Source organism: Pseudoalteromonas citrea (assembly GCF_000238375.3).
GTDB classification, from domain to species: Bacteria; Pseudomonadota; Gammaproteobacteria; order Enterobacterales; family Alteromonadaceae; genus Pseudoalteromonas; species Pseudoalteromonas citrea.
On sequence record NZ_AHBZ03000027.1, the window covers coordinates 814678 to 835400 of the forward strand.

The following is a 20723-nucleotide window of genomic DNA, read 5'->3' on the forward strand; positions in this document are numbered from 1 at the left end:
CCTTATTTTATTGCTAAGCTCACATCTTGTTGATCGGTTACCAACAAGTGTTCAGGGCTGTTAATAATACACAATTTTGGGGCGATTTTGGTAATGGCGAGTTGGGCGGTCATGTTAGATGTCCAAAACACGGGGATATTGTTGTCGGTGATCTCTATAGGCTCACCAAATGCAGGTTTTGCTAAGTCTGTAATTCCAATGTCGGCAGGCGTACCAAAGTGCACGGGAATGCCATGAGGTGAGCGGTTTATTGCCCCTACTTGTACTGCTTTTACAATTTCATTAGGTGTAAAGGCACGCATACTGACCACGTTAAACCCGGAAAAAATACCTGCTGATTGACACGGTAAAGATGAGATATATAAAGGTAAGCCGTGTAGTGGGTTAATCGCCGTACTTTTTAACCCGACACAATCGAGTGCATAGTCGTAGCTCAGGTAACTGGCTAAGGCAAATGTGACCAAATCAGATTGCCAGATAGGCGAAATATCATGGACATCCTCTATCAATTGACCTTGTTTGAACACGCGATAACGCGGGATGTCAGTACGAATGTCGATGTCTTTACCTAGGGTATCTAGGGTATAAGCACCGGGTGCTGAACTATAGGCCATCAGCGAGCATGCATCTGAGTTTAAATGACAGAACTGCAAAAAATCATAGGCATACTCTTTCGGTAGAATAATAAGATTGCACTGCGTAAAACCAGGGACAAAGCCAATAGTGGGGCCAGAATAATCACCTTCTCGGATCATTTTTCGTATCGCATGTGGTGCGGTTAATGACGCCGATGGATCCATAATTAAGGCCCCCAAAAGTGTTATTTAGGCAGTGGCACCGTGACAGGTAATTTACCGTGCGCAACGTCAAGGCCCAATATGACCCGAGCAAGCGCGGTAAATGCAGGACCAGCTACCTGATTTTTATTGTCGATATCAATATTATAGGCATAGCTTGCCAAAATTGCGTCACTGAGTGGTGCATAGTCTGTGATTTCATAGGGAGCACGTAAGCTAATGAACAGTACAGGCTTTTGTAATTGTTTGGCATACTCAAGCTGCGCGCGAAGTGCTTTTGGTTGCTCGTGGCGAGCTATACTGTGTGCTGACACGTCTGCGATGTCATCCATGCCGCCAATCTCTACGGCACTTTGTTGCGGGCTCGCATGTGCGGCAATTACCACATCGGCTTGCTTGATGATATTTTTACTCACTGAACTATCAAACCCCTGCAGACTGCTACATGTAATTGCAAAGGCATTATTGCTTAAGTTTTGCAGTGCTTGTTCTAAGGCAACACATTTACGTGTGTCAGGCATAATAAGGTGAATATGCTTAAGTGGCAGAGGCTTATCAGCTGGTTTGATGGGGAGTAATTGGTTATTTTTTACTTGCGTGATGGCGGCAAGGGCTAAATCGGCTTCTAGCTTACGATGACTCGGGTTACCAAGCGTTGCATGAGCAATATTGACAGATAGCGTTGAAGGCTGGCTTAGAAAGCGCTGTTTTAACGCTGCAATACGCTGTGCTGACTCTGTTAACTCATTTTTATCTAATGTATTTTCGTTCACTGCATTAACGAGTCTATTGAACAGCTTATCAAGCTTTTTTATATCATCAGGTGTTCTGATCGCAATCGGCATCAGCGCAATATCAACGCCAGCTTTAAATGTTTCAATGACGGCTGTCTCAGGGTCAAAAAAATCGCTTATTCCCGCCATATCAAGTGCGTCTGTGACAACAACGCCTTGGTAGTTCAGTTCTGAGCGGAGCAAGTCATGCATGATCGCCCGAGACATAGTCGCGGGTTTGAGCATTTTTTCCCCTTGTTTGTTTTCAAGTACGGAGTTATCAAGCGCGGGGTATTGAATGTGTGCCGTCATGATCATACCTGGCGCATGTTTATCAATAATGTATTTAAACGGGGCTAAATCATTTTGCCAAATAGTGTCTTTGTTATGGTTAACCCGAGGTAAGCCAGTATGACTGTCAACATGGGTGTCGCCATGCCCAGGAAAGTGTTTTAGTGCAGAAATAACCTGTTCATTTTCAAATGCGACAACTTGAGCAGCCCCCAGTTTTGCGACTTCTTCAGGGTTTTCCGAAAAAGAGCGCACGTTAATAACGGGGTTGGCGGCATTCATATTTACATCAACCGTGGGTGCAAAGTTGACGTTAATTCCCAAGCTATTAAGTTCTTTACCAATCACTTTAGCGACTTGTGCCGCATAGTAAGTACCCTGTTTTGGATAAGTTGCACCAATACTCATGTTACCCGTAAATGACGTGGCAACTTCTCTATTTATTCTAGCAACCCGCCCTCCTTCTTGATCAATGGCAATAAGCAGAGGTTGCGTAGCGGCATTTTGTAAAGCGGTGTTTAATGTCACTATTTGAGCGATATCTTGTACATTTTCGGCAAATAAAATAACGCCGCCAATATGGTATTTAGTGATCGCGTTCGCCAGTTCTTGAGGCAATTGGGTCATTGGGTTGCGACAGGTTTTACTGTTACCAGTTTCACAGTAGTAGCGAAAGTCGAGCATAAGCTTTTGACCTAGCTGCTGGGTGACGGATGTGTTTGCGACTGCGAGATGGTTAAATGCCATAGCGAATACGATACCTAAAGGGTTTAAAATTTTTGTGAGTGCCATACTAAACTTATCAAAGACATCAGATGATTAGGCGCTAATTTAGCATTGATAGGCCACTGTATATAGCAAAATTGATTACATGGTTATTGAACCCTTACTGTGATTAATAGGTGATGAATGATCCGTGTTACGACATACTGCTTTGTAAAGGTAGTTCAATGGTTAAAATGCAGCCTGTTCTTGAGGGGTTATTTTCCAAAGATAGCCGGCCCTGATGGGCTTCAATGATTTGTCGGCACAATACCAACCCAATCCCCGACCCTTGTGCTTTTGTACTGTAAAAAGGCACAAATAGGTTTTCAGCATTATTGACTCCTGACCCATTGTCAGTAAGGGTGATATGTATTTTCTTCGGGGTCTGATAACAGTGAATATCTATGTGTGTTTGTGTCTCTGTTGGTGTGGCTTCACAGGCATTTTTAAATACATTGATCAGCACTTGTTCAAACTGAATCACATCAATGTTTAGGGTGATATTGCAGCTTGGTGAGATATCACTGCGTATATCTGGAAACAAAGTAGTACACTTTTTCAGTAATGATGACAAAACACAAGGCGCTAAAGTAGGGTCTGGTAGTTTAGCAATTTGTTGATACCCTTCAATAAAGGTACCTAGCCCAGATGCCCGTTTTTCTATTAATTGTAGGCTACTAATAAGCTGGTTTTGTTGTGGGTATGGTGGCTGTTTGCCAATGACTTTGCATAACGTTTGACTGATTGAGCTGATGGGAGATAAAGAGTTATTGATCTCATGGCTTATTACACGGATAAGGTGTTGCCATGCATGCTGTTGTTCGGTGCGAAGTATCGTGTGTACATTACTAATAAGTAATAGCTTGTTGGTCTGGCCACTGTCTTTATACTGCTCGACCTGTAAGCTAAATTTGGTAAGTTGATCATGGACTTTAAGTTCAATTACTTCACGCGCTCCACACTTAAGTAATTTTGCAATATGCAGTGACTTTGGAAGCGATGCTTGTGCATGAGAAATACTCTGGCCAAATAGATGTTCCGCGGCTGGGTTATAGAGGGTAATAGAATGGTGCTTATCCAGTGCCAAAATAGCAATATCAATGTGTTCTAATATGGTTTGTACCAACAGCTGACTTTCTACAGATTGCCAACGTTGTTTGCTGAGGCGCTCAGCAAGTTGATTGATTGTATTAGTAAGAGGCGATACACCATGATCGTTGGGAAAGCGCCGAGCACGCAAGCTATAATCACCACAAATGAGTGCTTCCAGTAAGTTTGCTTGGCTTTTCGATTGATAGGTTAAGCGTTGTTTGATTTGCTGCGTTGTCCAGAGCACCAGCAAACTGCTTAATACACCGATAAGTAATATGAGCCACTTTGATATATCAGACACTAGCAGCGATATAATAAGTAAGCCCATGAGTATCAGGTTTGAAATCAGTGACAGGCGTGCAATATTACTTTCTATGCTGCGTTGTTTTGGCATGCTGCGCTCCCTTTAATCGTTGTTTGCTTTAGAGAGCCGTCTGTAAAACGTGCTTCTGCTTAACCCCAATGATGTGGCCGCGGCAACCGCATCACCATCAAAATAAGCGAGTCGGCTTTTTAAAATCTCATGTTCTAATTCTTCCAGTGGACGTAACGTGTCGTCACTATTTGGTATAGGCGTTATAGTTCGACTGTGTGTGGGTAAGTTCAAATCAGCTACTGTTACCGTCGGCTGCAGACCTAAAATATGTGCTCGCTCCATAACATGACTCAGCTCCCGCACATTACCTGGCCAACCATACTCTAACAGTGCTTGTTTGGCCTTGTTATCTAGTTCAACCGCAGGCCCTTTATATTTTTCGATGGCTTTGTGTAAAAACTTCCTAGCCAGTGGAATAATATCGAGTTGGCGTTCGCGTAAAGGGGGTATACAAACCTCTATGGTATTGATGCGATAGAGTAAATCTTGCCTAAAGGCCCCATCAGATACAGCCTGTTTCAAATCAGCATTGGTAGCGCATATGAGCCTTATATCGGCATGTTGGGTTTTGCTAGCCCCGACTTTTTCAAATTGCCTTTCTTCTAATACACGCAGTAGTTTTCCTTGCTGAGAAAGCGGTGTATTAGCGACCTCGTCTAAAAATAAGCTGCTTTTTTCAGCCAGTTCAAAGCGCCCTATCCGATGGTTTTTGGCATCGGTGAATGCCCCTTTAACATGGCCGAACATTTCACTTTCAAAGAGATTGTCGGCAACTGCGCCCATATTAACACTTATCATGGGCAGTGTTTTTCTGCTTGATTGCGCATGTAAATATCGCGCAAACATACTTTTACCAGTGCCATTTTCTCCTGTGATTAATACATCTATGTCACTGAGAGCGACTCGGTTGAGTGTATTGAGTACATGTTGTATGGCGGGTGAATCAGACACCATCAAATCATTATCATCTATTTGTTGATTCAATAGCGCATTGCATTCGCGGAGTTTACGCGCGTTTAATGTGGTATTTGCTAGGGTGAGTTGATTCGTTATGATGCTTAATAGTCGTTCATTTTCCCATGGCTTTTTAATAAAATCATTGGCGCCATTTTGCATCGCTTGTACTGCAATCTCAACGCTACCCCAGCCAGTCATTACCAGTACAGGTAAGTGTTCATAAAGTTGTTTAATGCTTTTCAGTAACGATAAACCTTCAGCCCCTGAAGTGGTATCAAGTGAAAAGTTAAGGTCGATTATGACGAGTTCAAATTCACATTGCCTAAGTTGTATGAGTGTGTCTGCTGGGGTAAGCACCGTCGTTGCAACATGACCTGCTTCAAGTAGCATCAGGCTGAGCGCATGAAGTATGCCCTCATCGTCATCTGCTATTAAAATTGATGCGCTCATAACTGACCTAACTTTAATAAAATCATAATCATATCATTGTATGCGAAATTGATATCCACCACACGAATAAATCAAACCTATTGTGAAAAATGGCCACTTAGTACGTCAAAAAAGCGGCCAATTGGTTCTATACTGTGTACTTGTGATTACTGATAGTGAAGTGCATGAGAGGGCTCCATGTCCAGCGCGCGTTTTGTCGGTATGTACGTGGCGATAAGCACGACTCCTGCAAGCCCCACCGTGAGTATGCAGGCTATGCTTAATAATTCGAACAGACTAACATTCAATGTCGTAGACATTGCAAACCCTAACGCAATGCCAATACCAAGACCGGGTATGAGTCCCCACAAGAGCTGCTTGGTACTTGAGTACATAAACTCACGCATAATATGATGCTCATTGGCTCCTAGAGCACGCTTTACCCCCATTTCTTGCAAACGCTGGACAATGGTATTACTCATTACGCCATAAATTCCGCATCCAGCGAGGACAAACGATGCCAAGCCAAATAAACCCAGTATGTTGCTGACGAACGCAAGTGGTGCCATATATCGAGCCAGGGCTGCGTTGTATAGTTCAACGTGATAAATGGCAAGTTGTGGGTCGATGGTCTGTACGGCTTGGCGCAATGTATTGGCAGTTGGTGTTATTTTGCCATTGATACGCGTTGCTATGACCATTGAGTCTCTTGGTGTTTGGCTATAGGGTTGAAATATCGATGGCATACTTGCTTCAATGCGGTTAGGTCGTGTCTGTATGGTGTGTTCAACCACTCCAACAATCGTTGCCCATTGTAAGGTGTCGGTGCTGTCATTGATCACCCGAACACGCTTGCCAATAGGTTGTTCAGTATTCATAAATTGCGTTACAAATGATTGCGTGACAATCACGGTGTGTGTGTTCGGCTGGTCGTCGGCAAGATTAAAATATCTGCCTGCTATTAACCCTATTTCTAAGTGTTTAAGAGATCCCGCACTGACCGCAATATGGTTTACCCGCGGATAACTCGCTTTACCCTGTTGGATATATTCTTTGCCTTCAACGGCGATACTCGGTCTGTGACTTATCATACCGGGCAAGGCTGATGCGATGATCAATTGTTTAAATTGGGGCGCACTGGCTAAACTGGCTTTAAGGGTGTTAACGAACGCCACTTTACGCTCAGCCGTATCATATTGGTTATCAGGCAACTGCACCCTACTGACCATGACATTGTCTATATTGGCACCATAATTGGCTTCTGTTGCCTTTTTACTTGCAATGATGATCACGGCAGCGACGAGTAAAATAGTGATAGATAAAAATATTTCGCCTATGACCAGTAGTTTGTTGAGTCGACCGGCATTTTTACCTAGCGCACCACGTGTGCCATCGCGTAGTACGGCATTAAAGTCGCCATTAACGCTTTTTAAGGCAGGGAGTAATCCGGTGATCAAAATGGTGGCAAGTAAAAAAGCGAAAAACAACTTTAAAGTGTAAGCATCGATACCAAACTGCCACCAAAATGGCGGGCGATCAGTATAAAATTGGTTGGTAATAACTTGTGTTACTTCAAGGCCCCAGCCAATCATGCATAGACCGATAAAACCACCGAGAGAGCAAATGATAATACTCTCCCAAAGCAGCTGGCTAATTAACCGCCCTTTTGGTGCGCCCAGTGCGACACGAATTGCGGTTTCATGGCTGCGTTCTACCGCGCGTGACAAGAGTAAGTTACCAACATTCACCGAGGCCAATATTAAGATTAAAACTGCCGCAATATGCATGGTATAAGCAACTGCCATACCACCATCAGCACTGATCATATTTGGCGTGAGCGCATAAGCCCCGATGCCATTGTTAGCAGTGGGGTAACGCGCTTCTAGTCGCTGCATGATAAGTTTTAATTGTTGATTAAGCTCTGTTATAGATGTGTCTTCATCTCTCAGTAGTAACCCCCTTACTTGGGCGTTTGCTTCGCGTGATACTTGTTCTATATTGTCGCGTAGTGGCCGCCATAAATCAGCGTTGTACGGGAAAAAATAGTCTTCAGGCATAACACCGATGATTTGATGTGGTTCATTATCAATGCGCAGAGACTGATTTAGAATATTCGCTTGGCCGGCAAACATATTTTGCCAAAGTTCATAGCCTATCACCACCACGCGAGGTGCTCCAACTTTGTCTTCAGCTTCGCTAAAGGTACGGCCAATAATCGGTTGGGTCTGCGTGAAAGAGAAAATATTTGCTCGGCTGTCGGTGGCCTCGACCCTGCGAGTACCACCTTGCTGAGATACGGTGACTGTTTGGTTTCTATAGGCGCTTAATGTACTAACCCCTGTTAAGTTCTGCTTAATTTCGTGATAATCATGAAGGTTCAACATCCCTTGGATCCGACTGCCGTTTTGTGAAGTGAATACTTGTATAAACCGCTCCCCGCCTTCAAACGGCATGGGTTTAAATAGCATGACATTCATGAAAGAAAATAAATAAACACTGAGACCAATGCCACTTGCCATCACGAGTATGGCCAGTGCACTAAAACCGGGCTTTTTAGCTAAGCCCCGTAGTGTGTATTTTATATCACTGTAAATATGCATGTTATACCCCTTAGGCGCTGACTGCGGCATTATTTAGCGTCGTTGGCTGATCTAGCACGATGCGCCCATCAAGTACTTCAATGTTACGCTGAGCACGTTGGGCTGAACGAGGGTCGTGTGTCACCATACAAATGGTAGCGCCATCGCGATGAAGTTCATCAAGCAGCTGTAAAACATCATGGGCATTTTTTGAGTCAAGGTTACCGGTAGGCTCATCTGCAAGGATCAGCTTTGGGTCACCAGCAATGGCTCTTGCAATGGCCACACGCTGCTGTTGGCCACCCGACAGCTGAGAGGGGTAATGGCTCACACGGTGCAGCATATTGACTTTTTTTAGGGCATTGGAGACCTTGTCTTTACATTGCGATTTGCTTAAGTCAGTACGATACGTCAAAGGTAACTCTACGTTTTCTTCAACGGTTAAATCACTAATTAAATTAAATGATTGAAAAATAAACCCAATTTCTCTATTTCGGATCCGAGCGCGCTCTGTTTTATTGATATTACTTACCAAGTGGTCTGCTAAGTGATAGTGGCCGTCTGTAGCGGTATCAAGCAAACCGAGCACCGATAACAAGGTTGATTTTCCTGATCCTGAGGGACCTGATATCGCTATATATTCTTGTTTTGCGACTTCTAATGAAATTTTGTTTAACGCGTGAGTTTCTAAATCATCAGCGAAAAATACTTTACTCATGTTGTCGAGTTTTATTATTAAATCAGACATAAGGGTTCCTAATTAATGCTAAATGTTGGGTAGCTATCGAAGCGGCTTGGATCAGAGGTAATGATGGTGTCGCCCTCTTCCAATCCATTGATTATTTGTATATGACTTGTAGAACCCTGCCCTACTTCTACCTTGACTCTGTGTGCAAGTCCACCGTCAGGATCCAATTTATAAAAGCTGGTGGCGGTTTGGCTTTGTGAAAATAGCGGTCGAGAGACAAACAGGGTGTTTTCTAGTTTGGCGACTTGAATATCTGCTTCAACACTCAAGTCAGGTCTGGCGTCTGCGGGGAGAGGTTCGCTAAACGCTATATCTACTTGCACATTACCTTGTGTCACAGCGGGGTTAATGCGAGACACACTACCCATGAACTGACTATTTTGCGTATTAATGCGCACTGTTTGGCCAATTTTAACTTGTTGGATTTGAATTTCTGGAACCTGTATTTCACCAATTAATGCTTTGTGATCCGCTAATTTAACAAGGTTACTGCCAGTGGCAACGTGTTGGCCAACCTCAATCGGCACTGTTAAAATAATGCTATCCATGCTGGCTTTTATCTGTAAGTCATCGACTTGTGATTGTATTTGGGCGACTTGGTTCTTAATTTGATTGAGCCTTGCAAAGCGAGCTTGTTGATTGGCTTGATGGGTTTTTTCTGTTTCTGAGAGTAATTCTTTAGATGCTAAATAACCTTGTTCAGCTTGATCTAACGTGATCTTAGCGCGTTGAAAGTCGAGCTTAGAGACAGCACCCGTTGCGATCAACTCCTGATGTGCTTGGTACTCATTTTGAGCACCTTGTAAGGCGAGCTTATCACGCAATATTGTTGACTTGAGTTGTTTGATACGAGAGCTATCGCTGACCTTTTCGGCCATCAGTTGTGCTTCAATGGCTGAAAGGTCCCATTGCGCTTCTGTAAGGCTTTGCTTGAGGCGAGGGTTGCTAAGTAGAACAATTAACTCGCCCTGTTTCACATGATTGCCCGCTTTAAGGTATTGCTGGGCTACTTTTGCATCGCCGCCGGCGGATAGCCACTCCACTTTATCTGGTGCCAAAATGCCGTTCCCACGCACTGATACAGTAAAGTTGCCCTTTTGCACTTTACTCATGACGAGTTCAGAGGCTGAAAGTGTCACTTCTGAGCGCCCATACTGCCATACTTGTTTGATTGCCACAGCAACGCCGAGTAACACAATGAGCGCAATAACATAGTAGGGCAGTTTGCTTGCTCGTTGCGTGTTTACTTTTATATCCATGTGATATTCATCTTAGTTTTGCGAGTTATGTCACTCAGATTGCAGCATATATGCCAACCTTTAAATTGTTGAAATTATTGCTGTTTAATTTTTTCATCTCCAGTCAGTCTCAATATTGGGACTGTGATTGAGATTATTCTTATTAATGAGATTTGTCTGTCGTCAGTATAATTTTTGGCTAAATGAGGGCTGGGCATATCGCGTTTTGTAATCTCGTGTAATCGATATTTATTCGTATTTGACTACACTCGTTACCTAGTTGCCCTACTTGGCATTAATTTTTGGGGTATACATTGGCATCAAGTCATCTATTAATAGATAAGGAAACACCATGTCTGAACAGTACACGTATAAAATTTACCCGCCTCTTGGCGTTGCGCGGGTAGGTAATGGCCCTGCTCAGCCTGAAACGGCTATTTTTACTCCCGAAATACCTTGGCAGCACCTTTACGATACCAGTGTTGAATATTTAGTGACGTTAGACGACATAAAAGCGCTAGTCGATAGAGTGTTTGCAACCCAGTTGCATGATCGTCTTAGTGAATTAGAGGGGAGTGTGAGTGCGCATTTGTCAGCGTCGCCAGCTGTTAAGCTATCAGATGATCATCAAAGCCAGTTAACGACGCTTTTAAGCGAGTGTGAGCTGAGTAAAATGTTGACTAAAATTGAGCTAGAACGTCAGCTTGATGATGTTTCACTGCCGGTGCAAGTGGCTGATTTTTCATTATCAGACTTGGCGAAAGACATTGTCATTGCCGTACTTGCAGAAAAATACTTAGGCGCGGTTAAAAAGCAAGCGCAGCGCTTTTATGTGTACAAATGTGATGCACAAGGCAACCCCATTGAACAAGTGACTTTAGCTGAGGGCGACGCGTTAACATGGCAGGTGAATGTCGCGAATAAAAAAGCATTTTGGTACGACTATAACAATGCCTTAGATTTATCTTTGGTGTCTGAAGGAACCGGTAACTTAGCCAAAAATGTCAGCTTAGAAAAGCTGGCTCCAGCGCAAACCGCGAAACGACGCAACCCAAATGTATTGGGTAATAAGTTACGACAACAATTGGTTATTCGCAGCAGTGGCAGTGTATCTAGCAATAATAAAAACAGCGTTAAGCTCAGTGGTAAATTTCCTGCGAACGAAGCCGATCCTGCACATCGTTTAACGAATATATTTGATATGACAGAACGTCATACTGTGTTGCAAGGCTCGATCAGTTGCTCAAACACGGGTGTGTTGTCGTTTTTTGCCGGCGATGGTATTTCAAAAGCAATGACGCCTTCTTCGCTTAATACCGACTTTGCTGATAATTCTAATTGGTATGATGATATTTGTGATGGTCAAGTCAGCGCTATCTTGACGTTGAGTAATGGCGATGTGGTTAATATTGATCAAGCAGATAACAGTGCTTGGATTGCAACAGCCCCGCCTGATTTTGCCCCACAAATAGAGCCGCTTGTCACTTTGTACGACATGGTGTGCGGTGCGCAAATTAAAGAAGCCCAGTTAAACCAAATCACCACGCAATTTAGTGATGTGTTTCCTATTTTATATCGTTTATATCGGATGCAGTGGGTTAATCAGGCCGACTTCTCAGACAACCAAGTTAATACACGTTTGGGAGAGTTAAGTAGTCAAAATGAATTTGCACAACTGCTTGATAGCAGTAGTGCAGCAAATGAATTACGCAAAGAGATTTTTAAGCAATTTAGAAATCCAATGTTTGATGAAGCGGTAGATAAGCAAGACCCAGGTCAAACCGACAGTGAATGGATCAACACCAGTCGAATTATTCCCAGTAAAGACACCACAGATATTAAAGGTCGTAAAGCAACCCATGAGTTAAAACTGCCGTTTTACCCAAATGACGGGGTAGACTACCCAGGTAGCCCAATGCAGTGGTTTGCAATTCCGCCGTTTATGTATCAACACTTGCTTAACTGGGCACAAGGCGACTTTACGGTGACTGAAGAAGAGCAAGCTCATGCTCAAACCATCGATTCACTGGCTCAGTTTTACATCAACACCTTTGCCGAGTCAGAACACCCTGCCTTACTATCAGCACGTGCTGCATTGGATGCGCTGTATGGCGGTGGGTTCCACCCAGGCGTTGAACTAACGTGGCCGATGCGTCATGACCATATTTATAAAACGAACGAGAGAAAATCAGGGGTAAGCGAGGCAATCAGTTTACTTGGGCTAAGTGAATTTAGATTAAAACAAGCTGCTGACGCATCGAACATGTATCAAGACTTTGGTCATGTTATTCAAGTCTCAGATGTGGAAAAGTCGACGTTAGAAGGCACTGAGGCAAGCTGGTTCTGGGAAAATACCCCAGGGGATTTAACCAAGTGGATGGGTATTCCTTGGCAGTCAGACGCAGCAAGTTGCCAAGCAGTTTATACGCCAGAGGACTTTCCAATACCGGCATGGTGGGCGGCAAACTTACCCGTACATATTGTGCCGTTGGCGCGTTATAACAAATTTAAAGACAGTAAAAGTTCTGACACAGCAACCCCCAATGGCTTTGACCACACTGTTGCACAAGGCATGAGTGAAGCTTCGTTTAATCAATTACGGCTTGAGCAATATGCACAGCGATTAGATTGGCTTCATACTGCTGACTTGGGCTTTGTCGGTTATCACGCCGAAGGGGGCTATACCAATGGCTTGGTACAAATGGTTACGCAATGGAAAAATATGGGCATGGTCATGGCCAGACCGGTAGAGCAAGATGCCGGCACGGGTATTCCTGAAGTGGTTTATGTGGCGTACAGCAAAGCAGATAAAAACTAAAACTTTGTAGGCGCTCGCAAGAGCGCCATGTTTGATAAGAGGCTGTATGATAAAAACATTTGATTGTGCCGTAATTGGCAGGGGGATAAGTGGTGTATTAGTGGCGCGTAAATTAGCGAGCATGGGGTTACACGTGGCCGTTTTCCATGATGATAAGCCAATAAAAACCAGCTTTGCAGAAAGTTTGCCTGCGTCAACCCACCCTTTGCTAGTACGGTTAGGCTTGCATCCGTATTTACACCATAGCGCGCACTTTCCATGTTCTGGCACTTATTCTTCATGGGGATCTGCGACGCTACAACAGCCCGATGTTGAGCGTGTATTGCAGCAAAAGCCGGGTTGGAAAGTCGATAAATCGTATTTAATATCTCAGCTAGTGGAGGATTTACCAGAAACCGTGGTGATGTTTGGTAAAGTCTCGGGACTTGAACAGCAGCGCGCGCACTGGCAGATTAGCAGTAAAAATTACATGGGTGAGGCTGTTCAAGTGTCAGCGCGTTTTGTTGCAGATGCCAGCGGGCGTCAAGGTTACTTGCCTCGAGTATTGAATATACAAAGGCACTTTTTCGATAAATTAATGGCTTTTGTGGTGAATGTACCCAGCGTAAAGGTTGCTCAATTGCCACACCCCGTGCTGGTAGAAGCACAACAGCACTGTTGGTCATTGGTCTCGCAGGTAAGCGATAAAAGCACCATGCTGGCTATTTTTAGCAATCAAACTTCGCCAGATTTTGAGCGTTATAACTCATTTGAGAATTGGCACGAAGTCAGTGAAAAATCGATTTACTTTAAACAATTTATTAATAAAAACATGCACGTTCCTGTGCACAAAGTTAATGCAAGCAGCCATATTTGTAGCCAGCTAACAGGCCGCAATTGGCTACTGCTTGGCGACGCTGCGATGTCATTTGACCCATTGTCATCACATGGAATGACAACCGCTATGTATATGGCAGATAAAGCGGGCGAGGCAATAGCACACTACTTTTCAGGGAAAAGCCAAGGGCTGGATGATTACTCTGAGCAAATGACCTCGATTTATAATACCTACTTGAACGAATTGGTTGAGCGTTACAATGCAGAGCAACGTTGGAGCGGTGAACCATTTTGGCAAAGTAAACAGGCGATACATGTATCAAAAGAAGGTGCTTTAGTTTGCTAGTGATGTTGGTTTTATTTATGGATCCTGACCCGCGTCAGGAAGACGGCGGGGCCTGATTAAAGTAAATGGATCCTGACCTACGTCAGGAAGACGATGATGATTCCCCTAGCCTTAAGAGTCTGTAAAGGCCATTGGCTATGACCCCTACTTTGTCTCCCTGAATTTATTTCAGGGTCCATGTTGCGCGCAGTGCCCAAGTGAGTGCATGGACTCGTTTAGCAACTGTACTTTAAAAGCAATGGATCCTGACCTACGTCAGGAAGACGAAGGTGGGATGTGACTTCTCGTTAGCGACGACCTCTACTTTGTCCCTTATGTTTTGTCTCCCTGAATTTATTTCAGGGTCCATGTTGAGAGCTTTGCCCAAGTGGGTGAATGCACTCCTGTTTAGCACGGCACTTTAAAACCAATGGATCCTGACCTCCATCAGGAAGACGGCGGGGGCCTGATTAAAGTAAATGGATCCTGACCTACGTCAGGAAGACGGCGGAGGTTTATTTACGTCTTCGCCAAAGTTTTATCTAAGAATGGCGTGATTTTAAAGCGTGTGAAGACTGTTGGCTATGACCTCTACTTTGTCTCCCTGAATTTATTTCAGGGTCCATGTTACGCACAGTACTCATATCAATTAATAAGCGCTGCTTGCCAATGATGCTTTAACGCTCCCCTTGCACTTCAAATTCATCATAAACGAGTACAGCTTTACCGTCAGCTTGAACTTGCCAGTGCTCTTTGTGCACAACACCAAAGGCTTTGTTCATTTCCCAGCTTGACGTTAGTAAAAAGCCGTCATCGCCTTCTGGTTGCCAAATCACATCACTGTATTGCACATTATTGAAGCCTTGATCGATGATTTGTTGCCACAGTGCTTGTATTTGCTCTGTGCCTGTAAACGTACCAAACGGTTTGGCTACCATGGTACAGTCTTCATGGTATTGCGCTGCGCACCCTTGCGCATCTTGGCTATTAAAAGCCGTTTGCCATTGTAAAATGCCTGCTTTACATGCTTCAAATACTGATTGTGGTGCCATGTGTTCATATCTCAATAGTTTACTTGCCATAAAGTTTAGCGCTATGCTTTAGCAAGAAAAACAAAGGTAATAGAAAACACTGTTTAGCTGGATGGAACAATATGAATAAACTACGCCAAATGGCTATATTTATGCGCATCGTGGAGGCGGGTTCAATCACCAAAGCGGCTGAAAAGATGGCGTTGTCAAAATCAGTATTAAGTCAGCACTTAAAGCAACTTGAAAGTGAGTTAGCCACCACATTATTAAAGCGCACAACACGACGACAGTCTCTGACGCCATCGGGTAAGCGGTTTTACGACCACTGCGTACAAATGCATCAAATTTCTGAGCAAGCGTGGGATGAAGTGATGGCACAACAAACAGAGCCGTCAGGTAAATTGACGATAACGGCGCCGCATGCCTTAATGGATACGTTGGTTGTTCCGGCTTTAAAGCATGCTTTTTTACGCTACCCAGATGTGCACTTTTCTTTAATCTGCCAAGATGAACAATTAGATTTGATGCATCATGATATTGATTTAGCTGTTCGTGTAGGCGACAGCAAAGATAGCCGCTACAAGCAGCGATTATTAGGCTCGTTTACTGACGTGCTTTGTCAAGCTGTGGGAAGTACTGTAGATATAAACTCAGTCGCGTATATTGCCAATCATTGGCAAGGAACTCACATAAAGCATACTTTCTTTAGGGGTGGGGTTGAATCTCAGTCATTGAGCTTTGCTGCAACTCATACAACAGATACTATTGCTCAAACGGTATCTTTAATTGCAGCTGGGTTTGGTGTTGGCTTGATCCCAAATGTGCTTTTATCTAACCACCCTGAATTAACACCTGTATTTATCGACCAAGCGCTTTCTCCCGCGAAGGTATTTACGGTTCACCCTTATCAAGGGGCGGTGCCCGTGAGTGTAAAGTTGGCCCAAGTAGCCATAAAGGCGCAGTTTGACACTTTAATGGAAGCCTTATAAGTAGGTAAAACATGTATGTCATAAAAGCAAAGTATATTAATTGCTCGATTGAATACCATCAGCAGTTAATAAAGTCCCTTGTATCTAAAAATGACCAAGGCCAATAATATTATCGTGTTTCAACTATAGATACTTTGCTACACTACTAAGGTATTTATAAAGGACTGTTGAATAATTATGCGGGCTTGGCTGTTCCCTTTAACTTTTATGCTTATTTGCAATATAAGTCATGCGACCGATATTGTAAGGTATAACGTGTCTCATACGTTTAGTGATCCAAAGCAGCGCTATTACATCGATTTATTGCGTTTGGCATTAGATAAAAGCGTGCCCGAATACGGCGCATATCAACTGCTTGAAAAAACGTTTGAAGATGCACCACAAGCGCGTACTTTGGAGTTGTTGGCCAGCGCCGATTTGATTGATGTGCACTGGAGCATGACGTCAATTGCCCGTGAACATAAGCTCGGTACTGTTTATATTCCATTATTAAAAGGGATGATGGGCGCACGTGTATTTATTATTCATAAAGATTTTCAGGTGACATTAAATGCGCAAACTAATGCGTCAGATTTACTGAATTATCGCTTTGGCAGTGGGCACGATTGGCCTGATTCGAAAATTTATACTTATAATAACTTAAAAACTGAAACTGCGGGTGCGCAAAACTTACTCAATATGGCGGCACAAAAACGTTTTGATTTGTTCCCTAGGGCATTACATGAGCCATGGTCTGAGGTAACTGATCACCCTAATTTACGCATTGATGATCAATTTGGCTTATGCTACCCGTCTGCTATGTATTTCTTTGTTAAAAAAAGTAACCACCGATTAAGAAAGCGACTAACACATGGCCTACATACCGCTATGCTTGATGGTAGTTTTGACACTTTGTTTAGTGGGCACCCCATCACGAAAGATGCAATTGAAAAAGGGCACTTTAATAAGCGTAAAATTTTAAAATTGCGTAACCCCACCATGAGCATTCGCACCAGAGATACATTATATTCTGAGCGATACACATGGGCTGAACTACACCATTGCGTGCAGCCAACGTTATAAAGTACCTCTAAAAAGCTTTATTTATTAATTAGTTAATAAATAGCTAAGTTTTAGAGCTTATTTTTACATCATATATAGTTTTGTAGGTTTGTTTTTCAGTTTAGTTAAGGTTTAATGGTTGTTTGGTAAACAACTTATATTTTTAGGCCTTAATTATGGAAGAAGTTAAGTTATACGGACATCCACTGTCAGGACATACACATAAAGTATCGCTATTTTTATCGATTTTACAGCTAGAATATGAATTTATTATTATCGATCTAAAAAAACAACAACAAAAGTCAACGTCATTTTTAAGTATAAACCCGCTTGGGCAAGTACCCGTTCTAAAGCATAACAGTCGTATTATTTGTGATTCTAACGCTATATTAATCTACCTAGCTAAAACATTCGATAAATCAGATTTTTGGTACCCTTCTAGCACAATAAAGCAAGCACAGGTTCAACGGTTGTTGTCGATTGCCGCAGGGCCTTTAGTGAACGGACCTGCTACCGTAAGGGCAATTAAAGTGCTTAACAAGCCGGGCAATTTTGACTTGGCACTTGAAACAACCATACAGCTATATCACTTTTTGGAGCAAAGCTTAGCAAAGCAAAAGTGGATGGTGAGCAATAAACCAACTATTGCAGATGTTGCGTTGTATAGTTATATAAAGTTGGCAGAAGCTGCCACTGATATAGGGCAAGATTTTCCTAATATACAAAAGTGGCAAACTCAGGTTGAAGCAATTCCTGGTTTTATGGCGGTTACCTAGCAGCAGGGTGTATGTACTGATAGCTTTGTACCAGTAGAAATAAATATAACGCGGCCATCTAAAATATCGCAGTAACTGCGCTGCGTTATGCACACCTACCTTAAAAATACGCCATTTAATTGTTAATTAAATGTGTTTTACTTCTCGACTGTTCCGTTTATTTACTCATTAAATGGTATGTTTTTATAAACATTATTCGCAAAGTATCGCATCTTTGCTATAAGTTAATCATTACCAACATTTACGATTTATCATATGAACCTAACTGTTACGTGGAGAATTTTTGGTGGCTTCGCGGTCGTATTGTTATTATCCGTAATACTTTTTGTTGTTTCTATTTTTGGTATTATGAATATTGGTAAAGGAATACAACAAGTCTCGACTGAAAGTGTACCAACCTTAATTGAGGGCGCGGCTTTATCAGAAAGTGTGCTTGCCACTGAATTGAATTTAATATTGTTGCTGGGTACTGAGCGCGTGAGCCAAGCGAATACCATCAAACTTGATTTTGATACTCGGTATAACGAAAATCAAAGCAGTTTGAGGGCGTTAGGAACTCAGTTACAAAACCTACCTGAAATGTCTGAATTATTTGTTGACGTAGAGAAAACAAACGCAGCGTTGTATGAAGTCGCTGTGCCAAGTGTCACAGACTATTTGGCCACATTACAGCAAATTGAAAAAACTAACGAACTAGCCCGTGAGTTTGGTGATATGGGTGACGAGAGCTTGAGCTATGCCTACGATTTAGAAGGAATGGCAGAGCAAGATGATGTTATGAATGATTTAGCTGAGTTTGTATCCCTTATTGAAGATACAGTTGATAACGCAAACTCAGCACTGCGCTCAAAAATTGTGTTTGAAGTGCTGGGTGTGCAGTCTGAACTGAATGATTCGGCGAGTGAAATTGCAACGCTTTTCAACAGAATCAAAGGGGCCGCTGAATTACAAGACAGCGACGAGTTGGTTGCGATGAGCCAAAATCTAGCCAGTTTCAAGTCTGCATTGGTTGGTAGTGACAGTGCTATTGCGTCAAAGGTGAGAGTGTTAAAGCAGTTAGCGAAAGTAAAAAAAGAATTTAAAAAGGCCGAGCAATACGCCGGTGATACCCGTAAGCTCATTGATGAACTAAATGAGAAAATCATTATTTATACCGAAACAGTGCAAGCTGGTGCAGAAGAGTCGGTGAATCAAAGCCAATTTATTATTTCTACGCTTGCGGGGCTTATCATTGTTTTGTCATTACTCGTATCTTATTTTGTAACAAATTCAATTAAGGTGCCATTGGCAAAAGCAGTCGAGCAAATTCAAAGCGCAGCAACAGGGGACATGACAGTACAGTTTGCTAAAGACCGAGAGGATGAGCTAGGCGATATGGCTGACAGCATGCAGCAGCTCGTGAATAGTTTACGTAATACCTTGAATGAAATATCTGATAATTCCCAATTGCTTGCCAGTACGGCAGAGCAAACCAGTGTAATTTCTGATCAAAGCTTCAATAGCGCCAATGAGCAAAGTTCACAAATGCAGTCTATGAGCACCTCAATTAGTGAAATGACCGAAACAGTGGCATCGGTGGCATCGAGTATTCACAGTACGTTAGAAGAAGTGGAGAAAGCCAGTACTGAAGCCGAGCAAGGTGAATTGGTTTTACTAAAAAATGTGGATAGCATATCTGAGTTGGGTAAAACCATTGAAGGGTCTGCAAATGTTATTCAGCAGTTGAATAATGACACGGTCAGTATAAGTTCGGTACTTGCTGAAATTAAAGGCATTGCAGAACAAACTAATTTATTAGCTTTGAATGCCGCAATTGAAGCAGCACGAGCAGGAGAACAGGGCAGAGGCTTTGCTGTGGTAGCTGATGAAGTACGTTCACTAGCAAGCCGTACGCAAGAGTCTACGCAAGAAATTCAATCAGCCATCGAAAACCTGATCAATGGTGCACAGCAAGCCGTTGAAAGCATGACCAGCTCTCAACAAGCGTCAAGAGAGTGCGTTGATGGTATTAACAGTGTGAAAAACATGCTGCATTCCATTGTTGAAAGCATTAAGACAATTCGCGATATGAGCCAACAAATAGCTGCTGCGTCTGAACAGCAAACAGTGGCCGCACAAACGCAACTAGATAGTGTATATAGTATTCGTGATATTACCGACATGACTACCAGTCAAGCCAAGGAAAACCAGCAGGCGAGTCAACAACTTGCGCAAATGGCCGAAACCCAGCGAGAGTTATTAACTAAGTTTAAAACCTAGTGACTAAATGATTAGTTACTTTACTAAATCGTCTAATTTGCTTGAGAGGAGCATTATATGAAATTGAAAATTGCTAGTTTATTTGTTGCATTTTTTGCCTACTTTTTCATGGAAGTTGCTATTGCGGGTACTTGTGAAATTCAGTACACCAGGACGTCTTGCCCCGGGAAAGAAAAAATTAGTTATAAAAAGTGTAAAGGTAAACAAAGTTGCTCTAAATTTAAAGAAGCGGGCACAGCCGCAGAGTGCGGCGCAATGGCGGTTAAGTCTTGTAAGAATAAGCGCTTAACGGTAACTAAAATGAAGGTGATCAATGCAATTTTTGACGGTGGTAAAATTACCGCATCAAATGGCAGTGATGACTTTTGTACAGTATATGAAAAAGCGAGTGAAGAATTTAATAAATGTGGCGGCTAATGTTGCACCATTTAGGCAATAAGTAACATCAAGTTTGATCAATTAAGTAAACACAATGGCTATTGGAGTCGCTCTCAATAGCCATTTTTTATAAAAACTTTCAATAGAGCGAGAGAGTAACCTTCCTGATATTAGCCTGTTTATTATGAATTTAGAGTAATAAATGAGAGACCGCACTTTCAATCAAGCTTTTTAATTCACAGTTT

Annotated in this window: 15 protein-coding genes; 7 read left to right on the plus strand and 8 right to left on the minus strand. The window is 42.7% G+C overall.

The genetic code is table 11. The features are described from left to right. Positions 1–2 precede the first annotated feature (2 nt). From PCIT_RS21515 to PCIT_RS21545, 7 genes are all read right to left on the minus strand, one after another. Positions 3–800, minus strand: coding sequence for a D-glutamate cyclase family protein (locus tag PCIT_RS21515; protein WP_010364350.1), 798 nt, complete (start codon positions 798–800; stop codon positions 3–5). Positions 801–820: 20 nt separating this feature from the next. After that, positions 821–2608, minus strand: a complete 1788-nt coding sequence (locus PCIT_RS21520) for a glycoside hydrolase family 3 protein (protein ID WP_040698329.1) — start codon at positions 2606–2608, stop codon at positions 821–823. A 172-nt stretch (positions 2609–2780) separates the two neighbouring features. After that, entirely contained in the window at positions 2781–4112 is a 1332-nt protein-coding gene (locus tag PCIT_RS21525; protein WP_010364348.1) for a sensor histidine kinase, read from the minus strand. A gap of 12 nt (positions 4113–4124) precedes the next feature. Next, on the minus strand, positions 4125–5501 hold the full coding sequence (locus PCIT_RS21530) for a sigma-54-dependent transcriptional regulator (protein WP_010364347.1): 1377 nt from the start codon (positions 5499–5501) through the stop codon (positions 4125–4127). Positions 5502–5647: 146 nt separating this feature from the next. Next, positions 5648–8080, minus strand: coding sequence for an ABC transporter permease (locus PCIT_RS21535; RefSeq protein ID WP_010364346.1), 2433 nt, complete (start codon positions 8078–8080; stop codon positions 5648–5650). A gap of 10 nt (positions 8081–8090) precedes the next feature. Then, on the minus strand, positions 8091–8807 hold the full coding sequence (locus PCIT_RS21540) for an ABC transporter ATP-binding protein (RefSeq protein ID WP_010364345.1): 717 nt from the start codon (positions 8805–8807) through the stop codon (positions 8091–8093). Between the two features lie 8 nt (positions 8808–8815). Continuing rightward, positions 8816–10066, minus strand: a complete 1251-nt coding sequence (locus PCIT_RS21545; RefSeq protein ID WP_010364344.1) for an efflux RND transporter periplasmic adaptor subunit — start codon at positions 10064–10066, stop codon at positions 8816–8818. Between the two features lie 331 nt (positions 10067–10397). Between PCIT_RS21545 and PCIT_RS21550 the strand changes: the two genes are divergently transcribed. Continuing rightward, positions 10398–12863, plus strand: a complete 2466-nt coding sequence (locus PCIT_RS21550) for a LodA/GoxA family CTQ-dependent oxidase (protein WP_010364343.1) — start codon at positions 10398–10400, stop codon at positions 12861–12863. Positions 12864–12909: 46 nt separating this feature from the next. Then, positions 12910–14025: an FAD-dependent monooxygenase gene (locus PCIT_RS21555; protein WP_010364342.1), complete on the plus strand. Its 1116-nt coding sequence runs from the start codon at positions 12910–12912 to the stop codon at positions 14023–14025. A gap of 656 nt (positions 14026–14681) precedes the next feature. On the opposite strand, the gene PCIT_RS21560 is transcribed toward PCIT_RS21555, so the two are convergent. After that, the gene (locus tag PCIT_RS21560) at positions 14682–15056 is read right to left on the minus strand and encodes a YybH family protein (protein WP_040698330.1); all 375 of its coding nucleotides are present in this window, start codon (positions 15054–15056) and stop codon (positions 14682–14684) included. A gap of 101 nt (positions 15057–15157) precedes the next feature. On the opposite strand from PCIT_RS21560, the gene PCIT_RS21565 reads away from it, so the two are divergent. From PCIT_RS21565 to PCIT_RS21585, 5 genes are all read left to right on the plus strand, one after another. After that, a complete protein-coding gene (locus PCIT_RS21565) occupies positions 15158–16024 on the plus strand; it encodes a LysR family transcriptional regulator (RefSeq protein WP_010364338.1) in 867 nt (288 codons plus the stop codon). A 255-nt stretch (positions 16025–16279) separates the two neighbouring features. Further along, positions 16280–17086, plus strand: a complete 807-nt coding sequence (locus PCIT_RS21570; RefSeq protein ID WP_238348046.1) for a hypothetical protein — start codon at positions 16280–16282, stop codon at positions 17084–17086. Between the two features lie 155 nt (positions 17087–17241). Then, the gene (locus tag PCIT_RS21575; RefSeq protein ID WP_010364333.1) at positions 17242–17841 is read left to right on the plus strand and encodes a glutathione S-transferase family protein; all 600 of its coding nucleotides are present in this window, start codon (positions 17242–17244) and stop codon (positions 17839–17841) included. Between the two features lie 255 nt (positions 17842–18096). After that, a complete protein-coding gene (locus PCIT_RS21580) occupies positions 18097–20100 on the plus strand; it encodes a methyl-accepting chemotaxis protein (RefSeq protein WP_010364331.1) in 2004 nt (667 codons plus the stop codon). A gap of 57 nt (positions 20101–20157) precedes the next feature. Next, on the plus strand, positions 20158–20517 hold the full coding sequence (locus tag PCIT_RS21585) for a hypothetical protein (RefSeq protein ID WP_010364329.1): 360 nt from the start codon (positions 20158–20160) through the stop codon (positions 20515–20517). Positions 20518–20723: the final 206 nt, after the last annotated feature.